This window comes from Corallococcus sp. AB011P, assembly GCF_003611605.1.
GTDB classification, from domain to species: Bacteria; Myxococcota; Myxococcia; order Myxococcales; family Myxococcaceae; genus Corallococcus; species Corallococcus coralloides.
Map to the genome: position 1 here is coordinate 1 of NZ_RAVX01000019.1, position 13,746 is coordinate 13,746.

The 13,746-nt window shown below is 69.1% G+C and carries 13 protein-coding genes and 2 pseudogenes; 6 read left to right on the top strand and 9 right to left on the bottom strand.

From position 1 onward, the window contains the following. A pseudogene (locus tag D7X30_RS43185) lies at positions 1 to 110 on the top strand (IS30 family transposase); the annotation flags it as partial. Positions 111 to 127: 17 nt separating this feature from the next. On the opposite strand, the pseudogene D7X30_RS32525 reads toward D7X30_RS43185, so the two are convergent. Next, positions 128 to 421: pseudogene (locus tag D7X30_RS32525) on the bottom strand (transposase); the annotation flags it as partial. A 250-nt stretch (positions 422 to 671) separates the two neighbouring features. Here D7X30_RS32525 and D7X30_RS32530 point away from each other — a divergent pair. After that, positions 672 to 1,430: an immunity 52 family protein gene (locus tag D7X30_RS32530; RefSeq protein ID WP_120566870.1), complete on the top strand. Its 759-nt coding sequence runs from the start codon at positions 672 to 674 to the stop codon at positions 1,428 to 1,430. 87 nt (positions 1,431 to 1,517) lie between these two features. Here D7X30_RS32530 and D7X30_RS32535 read toward each other — a convergent pair whose 3' ends face one another. From D7X30_RS32535 to D7X30_RS32545, 3 genes are all read right to left on the bottom strand, one after another. Continuing rightward, a complete protein-coding gene (locus D7X30_RS32535; RefSeq protein ID WP_120566871.1) occupies positions 1,518 to 2,129 on the bottom strand; it encodes a cysteine hydrolase family protein in 612 nt (203 codons plus the stop codon). A gap of 98 nt (positions 2,130 to 2,227) precedes the next feature. After that, complete coding sequence (locus D7X30_RS32540) at positions 2,228 to 2,839, bottom strand: SCO family protein (RefSeq protein ID WP_233591913.1); 612 nt, start codon at positions 2,837 to 2,839, stop codon at positions 2,228 to 2,230. A 17-nt stretch (positions 2,840 to 2,856) separates the two neighbouring features. Then, the gene (locus D7X30_RS32545; protein WP_120566873.1) at positions 2,857 to 3,393 is read right to left on the bottom strand and encodes a hypothetical protein; all 537 of its coding nucleotides are present in this window, start codon (positions 3,391 to 3,393) and stop codon (positions 2,857 to 2,859) included. Between the two features lie 113 nt (positions 3,394 to 3,506). On the opposite strand from D7X30_RS32545, the gene D7X30_RS32550 reads away from it, so the two are divergent. Next, on the top strand, positions 3,507 to 3,905 hold the full coding sequence (locus D7X30_RS32550; protein ID WP_255424221.1) for a FixH family protein: 399 nt from the start codon (positions 3,507 to 3,509) through the stop codon (positions 3,903 to 3,905). An 87-nt stretch (positions 3,906 to 3,992) separates the two neighbouring features. Here the strand turns inward: D7X30_RS32550 and D7X30_RS32555 are convergent, their stop codons facing one another. Then, positions 3,993 to 4,448 (bottom strand): hypothetical protein, encoded by a 456-nt coding sequence (locus D7X30_RS32555; RefSeq protein ID WP_120566874.1) that lies wholly within the window; start codon positions 4,446 to 4,448, stop codon positions 3,993 to 3,995. Positions 4,449 to 4,596: 148 nt separating this feature from the next. Here D7X30_RS32555 and D7X30_RS32560 point away from each other — a divergent pair, with 148 nt between their 5' ends. Then, positions 4,597 to 5,421 carry a class III extradiol ring-cleavage dioxygenase gene (locus D7X30_RS32560; protein ID WP_120566875.1) on the top strand — a complete coding sequence of 275 codons (825 nt, stop codon included), beginning with the start codon at positions 4,597 to 4,599 and terminating at the stop codon, positions 5,419 to 5,421. An 11-nt stretch (positions 5,422 to 5,432) separates the two neighbouring features. Here the strand turns inward: D7X30_RS32560 and D7X30_RS32565 are convergent, their stop codons facing one another. Continuing rightward, positions 5,433 to 6,149: a type 1 glutamine amidotransferase domain-containing protein gene (locus tag D7X30_RS32565; protein ID WP_120566876.1), complete on the bottom strand. Its 717-nt coding sequence runs from the start codon at positions 6,147 to 6,149 to the stop codon at positions 5,433 to 5,435. Positions 6,150 to 6,252: 103 nt separating this feature from the next. On the opposite strand from D7X30_RS32565, the gene D7X30_RS32570 reads away from it, so the two are divergent. Together D7X30_RS32570 and D7X30_RS32575 are read left to right on the top strand one after the other, a co-directional pair. Beyond that, complete coding sequence (locus D7X30_RS32570) at positions 6,253 to 7,158, top strand: LysR family transcriptional regulator (RefSeq protein WP_120566877.1); 906 nt, start codon at positions 6,253 to 6,255, stop codon at positions 7,156 to 7,158. A 214-nt stretch (positions 7,159 to 7,372) separates the two neighbouring features. Then, complete coding sequence (locus D7X30_RS32575; RefSeq protein ID WP_147443375.1) at positions 7,373 to 7,912, top strand: hypothetical protein; 540 nt, start codon at positions 7,373 to 7,375, stop codon at positions 7,910 to 7,912. On the opposite strand, the gene D7X30_RS32580 is transcribed toward D7X30_RS32575, so the two are convergent. From D7X30_RS32580 to D7X30_RS32595, 3 genes are all read right to left on the bottom strand, one after another. Then, positions 7,913 to 10,171 (bottom strand): lamin tail domain-containing protein, encoded by a 2,259-nt coding sequence (locus tag D7X30_RS32580; protein ID WP_233591915.1) that lies wholly within the window; start codon positions 10,169 to 10,171, stop codon positions 7,913 to 7,915. 172 nt (positions 10,172 to 10,343) lie between these two features. Continuing rightward, entirely contained in the window at positions 10,344 to 12,146 is a 1,803-nt protein-coding gene (locus D7X30_RS32590) for a lamin tail domain-containing protein (protein WP_120566880.1), read from the bottom strand. Between the two features lie 141 nt (positions 12,147 to 12,287). Further along, positions 12,288 to 13,709, bottom strand: a complete 1,422-nt coding sequence (locus D7X30_RS32595; RefSeq protein WP_120566881.1) for an IgA Peptidase M64 — start codon at positions 13,707 to 13,709, stop codon at positions 12,288 to 12,290. Positions 13,710 to 13,746 lie beyond the last annotated feature (37 nt).

Genomic DNA, 13,746 nt, shown 5'->3' on the forward strand with positions numbered 1-13,746 from the left:
CTCTCTCTCAGCGAGAACTAGACGCAGTGGCCCTCAGATTGAACCAGCGTCCGAGAAAGACCCTGGGGTTCGAAACTCCCGCCGCCAAACTGCACCAGGTGTTGCGTTGACGGGTTGAGCGCACCGCAGCTTTTTTTAGGATGTCGCGCTCCTCGCGCAGCACCCGCACCTCGCGCCGCAGCCGCTCGAGTTCGGCGCGCTCATCCGAGGCGGCACTGCTCGCCCTGGGAGCTGGCCTGCTCTCGCCGTTGCTGCTGGGGGCGCGACTGCCGCTCCCCTCCAGCTGCTTCTTCCAGTTGCGGATGCTCTGCTCGGTGCAACCGAACTCTCTTGCGAGACTCTTGCCGGACCGGCCGGCCTTCATCAGCTCGACGACCCGCTCACGGAACTCCGGCGGGTATGGGGGGCGTGACTTCGGCATCGTGGGACCCTTTTCGCACAGCGGGTGGGACTCCACGAAACCGGGGCAACTTCAGTTCCGCCATTCTGGGGCCAAGGACCTTATTGCTCAGGCTGATCGACAGAGTAGGAAGCTTAGGGAGAGTGGAGTTCCCATCCGATGGCACGTTGCGGAAAAGCGTGCTGCCGACGCAATGCGGAAGCTCCTTCAGGAAGCGGGAATCAAAGGAGTTGAAGTCGTCCACACTCCGGCACTCTGAAGAGGTTGATTCGTGACCAGCACATCCACGCCAGAGATATACCCGGAGACTTACAATGCTTGCGCCTACTGGGGCTCACGCAAGGAGTCTCCCGAAGAGTGTGCCCGGCGGACAGCGGCATTCCTCAACCTCCTGGCCTCCTGTGATCCCTTCCTTGCCCATTGGTACAAGCCCGCAAGGTCACGGAAGGACGCACTCAAGCATCCTCTGATGCCACCCGATGTGCCGACGCTGGCCGAGATGTTTCAGCGCGGGGTGAACCGCGAGAAGGGGGGGCCTGCTTTCGAGGATCTTGGCTTTAGCTTCTGGTTCGGGAACGGAGGAATCGGCGCGGACAGCGTAGACCTGCGCATCAAGTGCGGCGACTACAGTGGTGCCAACCCCAATCACTGCGTGATGCCACTACCCAGAAGGGGGCCGAACGCGGACCGGATCGTTACGACTCCTGTCCTGGAAGGCATCGTGAGAGCGATGATTTCCGCCTGGGAGCCCGACTGGGCATTGGCGGGCTCGACTACCTACAGGATGCAGTACCCGGAGCCAGACTCGGCGCCCTTTTCCCTGGGGTGGTTTACGTACCTCTCACTTCGCTTGGGCGCGGTGCCGCCACTGCCCACCCCCGTGCGCATCGAGCCGGTCGAGGACAAGGGCACGTTGATCATCCTGACCCCCGAGCGATTCACCGTGGCCAACCCCGAGCACATCGCGCTGGCGCGGCGGGTGCGCGAATTGTTGGTCCGAGCGGGGCTCATGCAATCCGCATCCTTTTGAGCGTCCACTTCGCGATCCAGCAGGCGCCAGCGTCATGGGAAGAAAGCGAGCTCGTCTTGTGCGGCGAGCCCGCTGAATTCCTTCACGTCAGCGGACGTTCAGATTCACGATGGCGTTGGTGCCCATGACGGCGCCAAAGGTGTCGGCGATGGTCACCAGCGCGGACTTGTGCAGCACATCATGGGGAATGGTGCCGCCGCCGGGCACATCGATGTCCCGGGTGGCCGAGGCGTCGTCCGCCACGATGACGTTGTAGCCGAGGGGGACCGCATCACGCGCCGCGCCGGACACGCAGGCGTGGGTCATCAGGCCGGAGATGATCAGCGTCTTGATTCGGGAGATCTGCAGCTCGTGATGGAGCTCCGTGCCCTGGAACACGCTGATCTGGTTCTTCTTCACGACCTTGTGATGGGCGGCCGGCTGGAGGTCCTTGTGGCAGAAGACCGTCGCGCTGTCGTGGGCGAAGACGGGAGCGCCGGACGGGCTCACGTGCCACACGTGGAAGACCGGCAGCTTGTGCCGATCCGCGAAGGCGATGAGTCGCCTGGCGTTGTTCAGTGCTCGCGTCCCATCCGGAATGGGCAGTTTTCCGCTGAAGTATTCTTCCTGGAAGTCGATCACCAGCAATGCGGTGCTGAAGGGGTCAAGCGAGTCCGGGGCGGATGCGCCAAGGATGGTGCGGATCGTGGGGTGCGACACTCTGTTCTCCGGGTCGAAGGCGGGGCGAGGATGGACGGCCGCGCGAGTGTACTCACCCCTTGCCACCGGACGCTCGGGTTGTCCTGAATTCCGTGTTGTTACTCCGGGGCCTGGGACAGCAGCGCGGCGTCCCGGAGCAGGGCTTCCAATCCGCCTGCTCCCTCGGTGACCCGGTAGTAGCCGCGAAGCTGTCCCCGGGCGTCCACGAGCACGAAGTGCTCCCCATGGAAGACGCTGAAGAAGTCGTCTTCGCCCGCGTCGGCGTCGCGGCCCATCATCACCCGGAAGCCCTCCAGGACGGTCGTCTCCACCTGGTCCAGCGGCCCTGTCAGCAGCGTCCAGTTGGACGTGTCGATGCGATGGTCGCGCGCATAGGCGGTCAGCCTCTCCGGCGTGTCGTAGCGAGGGTCGACGCTGAACGAGGCGAAGCGCACGTCCAAGCCCTGCTCCCGGGCCTGTCGCTGCACGCGCAGCATCTTCTCCGTGAGCAGCGGGCACACGGTGGGGCAGCGGGTGAAGAAGAAGTCCGCCACGTAGAGGTGGCCCCGCATGTCGGTGTCGGAGAAGGGGCGTCCCGTCTGGGCGGTCAGCTCGAAGCGCGGGAGCGGCCCGTACAAGGGCAGGTTCTCCGCGGCGATGCGCGCGCGTTCGCGTTGAACGCGAGGCCACGCGGTGAACAGCAACGCGATGACCGCTGCTCCGGCGAGCACGAATAGGGATGGGGTCTTCATAGAGGGGGACAGGAGCGCAGACAGCGCGCGTCCGTGATGACGCGTTCGGAAGTGGATGGCGTCTGGTTCGAGTCGTAGACGCCCCGGACCTGGAGGCGTTGGTCCACCAGCAACAGAAGGCGTCCGCTGTCCCGCAGCGGCTGCCAATCCGGGTGGAGCACCGTGGAGTCGCGCGACGTCGCGATGACGACCTGGACTGGGACGCCGTCGGCCTTCAGCCGTTCTTGGACCTGCCGCAGGAAGGGGAGGGGATGCGCGTCCAAGTGGAGCAGGGTGAGCTGTCCCTGAAGCTGCCCGGTCTCCAGCGGTTGGCCCTGCTCATCGCGAAGGGTGAGCGAGGGCAGTGGCCCATACACCGGAGGGGGGACCTCCAGCTCCCACGAGGCATTCGTCGTCGGCGCCTCCGACCAGGCGAAGTCCAGCACCAGCACGAGCGCCGCGCATGCGAGCGCGGACACGGTCAGCCCCGCGGCTCCCAGCACCACGAACACCCACGAGCGGGGCTGCGCGGAAGAGGACGGAAGGGCGGACATGATGGCGCACCCTCTCGCATCCAGACCGCATGCGCGATGCGACACCTTGTCGCAGAACCCGGGCGGGCCTCTTCCGCTACACGGCAAGGATGATCAAGGCACTGCTGATGGGAATGCTGTTGCTGGGAGCGACACCCTCCGCCGAACCAGATGCTGGCCAGGTGAGCGCGGTCGCTACCGTGGGAACAGTGGCCAGCGCATCCGGCCGGCTCCGCGTCGAGGTCCTCTCCTCGATGACACCGCTCCGAAGAGGCGTTCAGACGTTCCAGGTGCGAATCACCGAGGCCGTGTCGGGAAAGCCGGTGCCCGGTGTCGTGCTGTCCGTCCAGCCCTGGATGCCCGCCATGGGCCACGGCATCTCCGAAGTTCCCCGAGTCACCGCGAGAGAGCCAGGGAGCTTCGAGGTCTCCGACGCGGACCTCTTCATGCCCGGCGTCTGGGAACTGCGCTTCACGCTGAAGGGGTCGGTGGTGGAGGACTCCGCGACCGTGACCCTCAAACTGGGACGGTAGTCGCGGCGGGCGCTGCGAGCAGGGAGTTGTTCGGCCGGTGGAGTGCCATCCCTGCCCGACGAGGAAGTCTGAGCGGGAGCGAGGGCCTCAGGCCTTGAGCGCCGAGGGAGCCGTCTCGCGCGGCATCAGGCCGGTGAACTCGTAGATGAACGCGCCGTTCTCCGTGACGTCCACGGTGCAGGCGCCCGCGCGGGAGAGCTCCTCGAGCACCTCCTTGGCCTCGGTGAAGGAGAGGTGCGTGCCCGTCGCCACCTCGGCGATGGTGACGCGGCCGCCGTGCCCCTGCGCGCAGGCGAGCACGGCCCGCTCGACGTCGCGGGAGTCCAGCGAGGGCCGCACCACGACAGGCGCATCCCTCAATTCGGGCGGCAGCTTCGCGCGCCGCGCGGAGCGGACGAGCGCCAGGCCTCCGAGGACGAAGACGGCGCCGAGGATGATCCCCGCGACCGTGTGGTCCGCGGTGCCATTGATCAGCTTGTCGATCTCGAGGCCAATGCCAAAGACGCCGAACGCGGCGAGCGCCCACCCGATGATGCTCTTCATGCAACCCCCTTCGCGACGGGACCACCCATCCGTCCCCCAGCGCGGGTTCATAGCAGAAGACGTCGTGTCTCAAGCGGACGCAGGGGTCCACCCGGAGTGCGTTGGCGCGCCGGTCCACCCGTGGAGTTGAATGGCTCAAGAGGACCCCATGCCGACCGACCCGTCCAATACCGCCCCCTCGCGCCTGCCCGTCGTCTTCATCCCGCACGGCGGTGGCCCCTGGCCCTTCGTGGAAATGGGCCTTCCGAAAGCCGAGGTCCAGGCGCTCGCGACCTACCTGCGCCAGGTGGGCCAGCAGCTCGCGACGCCACCCAAGGCGCTGCTCGTCATCTCCGCCCACTGGGAGGAGCCCGTGGCCACGGTGATGACGTCCACCGCGCCACCCATCCTGTATGACTATTACGGGTTCCCGCCGGAGTCGTACCGCATCCCCTGGCCGGCGACGGGCAACCCACGGCTCGCCTCGCGCGTGCGCGAACTGCTCTCCTCGGCGGGCTTCGCCACGTCGGAGGACCCGGCGCGCGGCTATGACCATGGCACCTTCATCCCGCTGAAGCTGACGTATCCGGAGGCGGACATCCCCTGCGTCCAGCTGTCGCTGAAGCAGGGGCTGGACCCGGCGGAGCACCTGGCCATGGGCCGGGCGCTCGCGCCGCTCCGCGACGAGGGTGTGTTCATCATCGGCAGCGGGATGACGTTCCACAACCTGCGCGCCTTCGGAGACCCTCGCGCGCACGAGGTCTCCGCGAAGTTCGACGCGTGGGTCCAGGACGCCGTCACCTCTCCCTCATCCGAGCGTGACGCCAAGCTCACGCAGTGGATGCAGGCTCCCTACGCGCGGCTCGCCCATCCTCGCGAGGAGCACCTGCTCCCCTTGATGGTCGCCGCCGGTGCCGCCGGTGAGGACCGGGGCACCACCGCCTGGTCCGGCTCCATGATGGGGACGCGCATCTCCGGCTTCCAGTTCGGCTGACGCGGCGGACCTCAGCCCTTGGGGGCCGGGGCCTGCTTCTTCTCGGCCAGGACCTTCAGGACCTCCTGCGCGGTGGCGGCCGAGGACGCCGGGTTCTGCCCCGTGACGAGCCGCCCGTCGCGCACCGTGAAGCTCTTCCACAGCGGGCCGGACTCGTAGCGTGCGCCCAGCTCGTGCATCCGGGTCTCCAGCGGGAAGGGGACGATGGCGTCGAACTTCGCCGCCTGCTCCTCCGCGTTGCTGAAGGCCGCCACGCGCTTGCCCGCCACCAGCGGCTTGCCGTCCGGTCCCTTCACGCCCACCAGCGCCGCCGGGCCGTGGCAGACCGCCGCCACCACCGAGCCCCGCGCGTAGCCCGCGGACAGCAGCTGGTGCGTCGGCGCGTGCTTCGCCAGGTCCCACATCACGCCGTGCCCGCCCACCACGAAGTACGCGTCGTAGGTGTCCTTCACCTGGGCGAGCACCTTCGTGTTCGCCAGCTTCTTCGTCGCCTCGGCGTCCGCGAGGAAGGCGCGTGTGTCCTCCGTCTGCTCCTTTTCACTGCGCGGATCCACGGGCGCCTTGCCGCCCAGCGGCGACGCGATGTCCACCTGGGCCCCGGCCTTGGTGAACTGCTCGTACGGCGCGGCGAGCTCCTCCAACCAGAAGCCCGTCTTCTCCCCGGTGTTCCCGAACTGCGAGTGGCTGGTGACGATGAGCAGCACCTTCACGGCGGTGAGCGCTTCCATGGGACGTCCTCCTTCGAGCCCCCTTCCACGGGGGCGATGGGCGATGAAATACGTCCCGGCCCTCCCCAAGAAAATCGAGAGCTGCTTCACATAAACTGAAGCCATGCTTGGCAATCACGAAGCGCTCTGGACGCTGTGGGAGGTCAGCCGGGCGGGCACGCACGCGGCCGCCGCCACGCGCCTGGGCATCACCGCCTCCGCCGTGGGTCAGCAGCTCAAGGCCCTGGAGCGGCACGTGGGCGTGGCGCTGTTCGAACGGGTGGGGCGCCGGGCCCGTCTCACTCCGGCGGGCGCCGCCCTCGTCGCGCGGCTGGGCGAGCACCTGCCCGCGCTGGACGCGGCGCTGGAAGCAGCCTCCGAAGCCCAGCGCGCGGTGCGCGGCGAGGTGTCCCTCGGCGGCCCCTGGCCCTTCTTCCGGTACTGGCTCCGGCCCCGCCTGCCGGGCCTGCTGGCGCGACACCCGGAGCTGCGGCTGGACGTGCGCTTCGACGTGCCCAGCCGCGTGTCTCGGCTGTTGCTGGAGGGCGCGCTGGACCTGGGCATCCTCGGGCTGTTGCCGGACGCTCCGGGACTGGAGGTCCGGCCGGTGGCCCAGGAGGAGTTCGTCGCCGTGGGCGCGCCCGCGTACCTGAAGCGCTGGGGAACCCCGCGTGGTGCGCGCGACTTCGGTGCGCACCGGTTCATCGCCTTCGACGCGGACCTGGCCATGCTGGCGCCGTGGTGGCGCGCCGCCTTCGGGCCAAAGGAGCCCCTGCCGGCGCAGGTGGTGTGCCGCGTCGCGAACCTGGACGAGATGCTGGCCCTGGTGGATGCGGGCGTGGGGCTGGCGGTGCTGCCCGACTACCTGGTGGCGCCCGCCGTGCGCGAGAAGCGGGTCGTGACGCTCACGCCAGAGCAGGGCCGGCGCTCCGCGCGACGGCCTCGGGGAACGCTCTATGTCGCGTGGCGCAGGGCCGCGGCACCCACGGCCCGCTTCCTCGCGGTGCGCGACTGGCTCCTGGCCGGATAGGCGCTGCTTCCGGAAGGCAGCGGGGCAGCGCGTGCCCGCCCGCCCTCCGGCCGGGGAGGAGGGCGCGTCGGGTAGCCAGGCCCAGGCTCGAACGGTCGTGGTTCCCGGCGGGGCAGGGTGTCCCCATCTTTACCGGGGGAGAGCGGGCTCGTGCGCCATGGACGGACTCCGTCGGGATGCGGGCTCTTTCGCACGACGCGGGAGGACGTGGCCAATGCGAAGAATGCGCGGGACGGCGGGCCTGCTGGTGCTGGGCCTGGTGGGACTCGGGGGACTGTCGGCGTGCCACGGCGGCGAGCCGGGGGCGGACGGCCCTTCCGCGAAGCACCGCGAGGGACGTTCGGAGGTGCTGCGCGGGCTGATGGCCTCCAAGGAGACCGTGGACCCCAAGGCGCTGAAGACCGCGGGCTCGGAGGCGAAGGGCGCGCCGCCCCCCGCTCCGGCGCCAGAGGGGACGGGCGGCTCCGGTCAGCAGCCCCGGCCCATGGGCTGGGCCGCGGGCCGCGTGTCCTGGGTGGGCGACGACGAGCTGCTCTTCGTGGACGGCCATGGCCATGAGCAGGAGGTCTTCGTGGACGAGGCCACGCGGCTCAAGCGCGCCGACGAGAACGTGCAGCTGCACGACATGTCCGAGGGCGATGAGATCCGCGTCACCTACGAGGACCATGGCCAGGAGTGGATCGCCCGGGACGTGGAGGCGGTGCCCGCGGAGCCGGAGCCCGGGCCCGACCCCGCGGCCCCGCCGCTGCGCTGACTAGAACGCGCCTCCGTCCGCGCGCCGGCCCGGCGAGGACTGCAGCCCGGGCGTCAGCGTGGTGTGCAGCACGAAGCTCGCGTCTGGCGACAGGTCCGGGGAGCGGTTGATGGACACCGCGTCCACGGTGCTGAAGTACTCGACGCGGTCCACGACGCCGCCGTCCGGGCGCTTGAGCTGCACGCTGTCCGACGTGTTGTTGAGGCTCAGGGACCCGCTGGAGGCCGCGACGGTGTCGGGCGTGCCGGCCGGGAAGCCCGCGGGCCCACCGAAGACGACCAGGGGCCGGCCCGGTTGCAGCACCGTGCCCGCGGCGAAGACGTGCTGCGGGTTCAGGGCGTCCCACAGGATCCAGCCGGACAGGTCCAGCGGGGCCGTCCCCGTGTTGTAGAGCTCCACGAACTCGTGCGCGGTGCCGCCGGGGAGCGCGGGCTCGTTGGCGAGCAGCTCGTTGATGATCACGCGGGGCTCCGCGCGCGTGAACCAGATGCGGCCGGGGCTCATGTCGAAGCGCGACGCGTTGGCCGTGTCCACCACGCGCACGCGCACCAGGTCGCTCTCCACGTCCGGCACGGTCCACGTGAAGGTCCCCGCGCTAGCGCTCACGGAAGGGGCCACGACGCTCCAGATGTCGCCGCTGTCGTAGGTGGCCTCGATGCGCACGGTGCTCACGCCCGCCGAGCGCCACGTGACCGCCAGCGGGGTGCCCACGACGAACGTGCCACCGAGGGGCTCGGTGACCCGCACGCGCGGACCGGGAACGCCGCTCAGGTCGTAGCGGGTGAGGACGGGGTAGTGGTCGCTGACGGTGCGGGCGTAGTCCGGAATGGTCGCGTCGGGCCGGAGCACCTGGACGCCGCCGGGCACCGCGTCCACGGCGACCTCGTCGGTGACGAGCGTGTGGTCGATGACCTCGTTGTACTCCGTGGTGGTGCGGATGGTGGCGTCGGTCAGCACCTTCGTGAGGAAGGTGTAGTGCGTGGGGTCGTCCAGGAAGTTCAGGAAGGGCGTGGGCAGCGCCACGCCGTTCTGCGTGGAGATGGAGTGGTCCAGGTCATCGTTCCAGTCGCCGATGACGAGCACGCGCGCTTCGGGCAGCCACTGGTCCAGGTAGCTCTTGAGGGCGGCCGAGGAGCGCTGGCGCTGGCCGTAGGACGTCATGTCCTCGAAGGCCTTCATGTGAGTGACGATGACGACCAGCGGCGCGTCCTCGCCGTGGATGCGGGTGGTGAAGTCCACGCGCAGCGGCGGGCGTCCGCCGAAGTCGGCGGCCTGCGCGGTGAGGATGATCTGCGCGCTGCGGTAGGTGAGCGAGCTGTCGTAGAGGATGCCGGGCTTCTGCTCGCCCGCGGAGTACAGCGACGTGCCGCTGAGGACGTAGGTGGTGTTGTTGGCGAGGAAGCCTCTGTAGCCGCCGGGCAACCCCGCCATGAGCGTGTTGAAGTCCGCGGTGTCCACCATCTCCACCAGGCCCCAGACGTGGGCCCCCGCGTCGCGGATGACGTTCGTCGCCCCCGCGACCTGGAGGTCGTCGGGCACGCCGCCGTCGGAGGTGGAGTTGGCCGGGCCCTGGTTGGGCGCGCCGAACCACTCCAGGTTCCAGTGGCCCACGGTGAACAGGGAGAGGGTCGGCTCCACCCTCATCAGCAGCCGCGCGGACGCGGTCTGGCCGTCCGCGTCGCGCACGATGGCGGTGAAGGGCACCGTGCCCGCGGCGGTGGGCGTGCCGGACAGGGCGCCGTCGGTGGAGAGGGTGAGCCCCGCGGCCAGCGTGCCGGTGAAGCTCCAGGTGAGCGGCGCCCGCCCGCCGGAGGCAGTGAACGTCATGGCGTAGGGCTCCCCCACGCGTCCGTCCCCGAGCCCCAGGGACGTCACCGTCAGCGCCGGAATGCCTGCATCCGGAACTCCCGCATCGGGGGACATGCTGCCGCCATCGGAAGGCGAGCCGCCATCGTCCGGCATACCGCCATCACCCGACGAGCCGCCATCACCGGGCACGCCACCATCGTCAGGTGTACCGCCATCACCGGGTACGCCACCGTCGTCAGGTGTACCGCCATCACCGGGCACGCCACCGTCGTCAGGTGTACCGCCATCACCGGGCACGCCACCGTCGGAAGTCACGCCGCTGTCGGAGGGCACACCACTGTCGGCTTTCACCCCGGCGTCGGAAGGCACGACCGGCGTCGGAGGCGTGGAGCTGGGACACGCGGTGAGCAGCAGGGCGACGAGCGGCGCGACGATTCGAGGAAGAGCCATGGATGCCATCCGGTCCGGACGCTGCAAGGGGGGGCTGCGGCCCACCGCCATGACGGGCGGTGCATCCCCTGCTTCCAAGAGTGACACATCCCCCTGTCTTCCAAGAAGAAGGGCCGCGCCCCCCGGTGGGGGAACGCGGCCCTGGGTTACGTCAAGGTGTCAGGTCCGGCGATTACGGCGTCGGCGCACCCGGCGTCGGGGTGGTCACGAACGCGAAGTCCGCGTTGTTGTCGTTCGTGTCGTTGCCGTTCGGAGTCCGCTGCAGGGAGCCCGCCGCGGAGTTCGAGTCCGACGCGGAGGTGCGCGTGCCCTCCGCGAAGTTCAGCGACACGGTACCCGCGGCCGTGGCGATGGAGAACGTGCTGTTCTGGTTGCCCGGCTCGTAGAACACGGTGTCGAGGAGCGTGCCCGTCGTGTCGTCAACCAGGCCCACGCCGTCACCGCTGCCGTTCTGGATGATGTCGGTGTTCGCGTTGGTGGCCGACTTGATGATCAGCCGCAGCGTGCCCGCCGGCAGGGTCGCCGTGGTGAAGTACGGCTCGGCCGCCGCGACGATGTAGCCGCCCGCGGGCAGCGACGTGACCGCGTTGCCCTGCGCGTCCTTGGTGTCGGCCAGGTTGAACTTCAGGTACTCCACGCGCGGGTTGGCGGTGGAGTCGCCGTTGACGAACACCAGCTTGACGTTGGTCAGGTCCGCCGCCGCGGTGCCGCGGTTGTAGATCTCCAGGAACTCCGCGTTGTCGGTGCCCACGTTGTCGTAGTCGATCTCGTTGATGACCAGCGACGCGCCCGTCGGAGCAGACGTCAGGCCGGTGAACTTCGCGGTCTTGGCCGCGTCGTCCACGGCCTTGCCGGCGGTGTCCTTCACCTCGCCGTTCACGGTCACCGTGTACTCAGTGCCAGCCGTCAGATCCGCCGTGGTCAGCGCGACCTGGTTGCCCGTCGCCGTCGCCGCGGAGACGGCCACGGTCGGCGTGATGCCGAAGTCCGCCGCCTCCACGCTGGCCGCGTCGAGCCTCCGGTCGAACGTCAGCCGCACTTCCGTGGCGCTCAGCGCACGCGCCTCGGTGAGCTTCGGCGCGGGGCACGAGGTGATGGTGAGCTGCTCCGGCGCGAACACGGACACCTGCGGCTGGGCGTTGAAGCGCCAGACGATGCCGGTGGGCACGGCCACGTCGCAGCCCAGGACCAGGTCCAGGTCCGTGGACAGGGTGTTGGGCACGCGCAGGCGCAGGGGGCTGGGGGACGGCTCACCCGTGGTGATCAGCGGGAAGGCGGTGAAGGACGAGCCGCTGCCAGCGCCCGCCTCCAGCTTGCCGGACACGGTGACCAGGCGGCTCTCGTAGATGCCGGTCGTGCCGCCGTCCTCGAAGCTGCTCTCGCCGGAGATGTCCACCTTGAGGCCCGACACGTCGTTGTTCTTGCTCACCACGGTCAGGTCCGTGACGGTCTTCGCCACGTTGAGCCCGCTGATGATCTCCTTCTCCGTGACGTTCAGCGTCACGAGGTCACCCACGGCGACCGCCGTGGTGGACGCGGAGCCGCGCACGAACATCGCCGGCCCGTTGGCCTCGGCCTGCAGGAAGAAGCCGGAGGCCTCCGTGGCCGAGCTACCCGTCACCTCGGGCTTGATGAAGGTCACGAACGCGCCGCTCACGGGCTGCGGCGTGGCCAGAGCGCCCGTCGGGGCCGCGATGAACGCGGAGATCTGCGCGCTCGTCTGCGCCGGCGTCGTGGTGCCACCGTCGGTGCCCGCGTCCGTCGTGGTGCCCGCGTCCTCTTCCGGAGGCGTGTTCACCGTGCGCAGCTCGCACTTGTTCTCCACGCAGGCGTAGATCTGGCCCGCGGGCGCCGCGCCCTTGTCACGACAGTCGAACTGATCGACACACTCGTCGCCGCAACCCGTGCCGACCGTGACGAACACGGTGGTCACGAGCGCCGGCAGCCAGCTCCGCTTCAGGCTCTGCTTCAGCATGTGAATGCCTCCCAGATGGGGGTCCAGATTGCAGGTTCGGTCCCCCTTACACCCGAAAACAGAGGGGCGTCCATTTGCCCAACCACCTGCCACGTCCCTGTCACCTGAAAGGACGCCCAGGGGCCTGGGAATCGAAGGAAGTCAGGGACTCTTCCGTGCCGGGGCGGACGCTGGACCCGCGTACAGGTCGATGACCTCGCTGATGCCGCGCTGGCACACCGCGCAGAAGGGCACCCGGTCCCGGGTGAACATCATGCAGTCCATCTGGGGCCGGAAGTAACCCTTCGCCTCGTAGTGCGCCCCCTCGAAGGCGCCCACCTTCCCGGACAACTTCTGTGTGCCCAGGAATTTCTCCTCCCAGTCCCGCTGCGCCACGAAGAGCGCGTCCATCTCCGACTCGGGTTTACGCTCCGCGCGAATCTTCTGCCGGCGTTGCTGCACCTGCAGGGCGTGCGCGTCATAGGCGGGCTGATTCCAGGGCGTGGGCAGCGGGGTCCCCGGCGCCACCAGGTCCTTCCACTTGAGCTGGGCGGGGTCGTGGAGCGCGGTGACGTTCTTCTCCCAGGGCTCCACCCGCTCCGCGGGCGCGGCGCCGTAGATGGGGGCGGACGTGTAGTACTCGTCCGCCAGCCCCGCGAAGTGGTGGCCGAACTCGTGGACGAAGACGTAGGGCGCCCAGAGGCTGTCGGCGGCCACGGTGCTGAAGAGGCCGTAGATGCCTCCGCCGCCGTAGGTGTTGCCGTTGGAGAGGATCTCCACGAACTCGTAGGGCGCGAAGGCGGCGGTGTCACGCAGCGCGGCGTTGTCGAAGGTGAGGATGTAACGCTCGGCGCCAAAGGCGTCGTAGGTGGAGCCCAGGGGCGGGCGGCGGTGGACGCCGGTGGAGGGCCGGGAGATGCCGGACTCGGCCGCCTTGGGCATCAGGCCCCAGACGTTGAAGTCCGCCTTGCGCTCCTTGAAGGGGGAATAGCTGAAGAGGATCTCCACCAGCTTGCGCGCGTCCTTCTCGAACTTGGCGCGCTCCGCCTCCGTGTAGCCGTCCCCCAGGATGAGGAAGTCCACCTTGTCCTGCGGCGGCCCGTTCTCCAGCAGCTTCAGCAGCGGGCCCGGCGCGGGCGGCGAGGACGGATCCACGAAGGGGTCCTTTGGATCCACCACCAGTGACCAGATTTCGCGGAAGGCGTTCTGCGCGTCGCGCTTCTTCAGGATGACCTGGACGGGGCTGTCCGGCGCGGGGAAGCGCAGCGATTCACTGAAGGTGCGGTGGGCCTGCTTCGCCTCGTCCGTCAGCTCCCACTCGCCGAAGATGGAGGCGAAGCCGCGCGAGAACAGGAGCCGGTTCGTCCGCCGGTCCCGCACCTCGAAGAGGTACTTGCCCAGGTTCGTCTCGTCGATGGCCCTCGCCGGGTGGCCCGGCCAGGGCAGGGGCTCCACCACCAGCCGCTCCAGGCTGAAGCGCTCCTCGGTGGCGTTGCCGGTGTGGAAGTAGTCGACGCGGAACGTCCGGGGCGCGGCGAGGGCGGTGCTCGCCGTGAGCAGCAACAGCAGGAGGGAAGCGCGCATGGGGCGCGACTCTACGCGCCCGGCGCTTCCCGGCCAG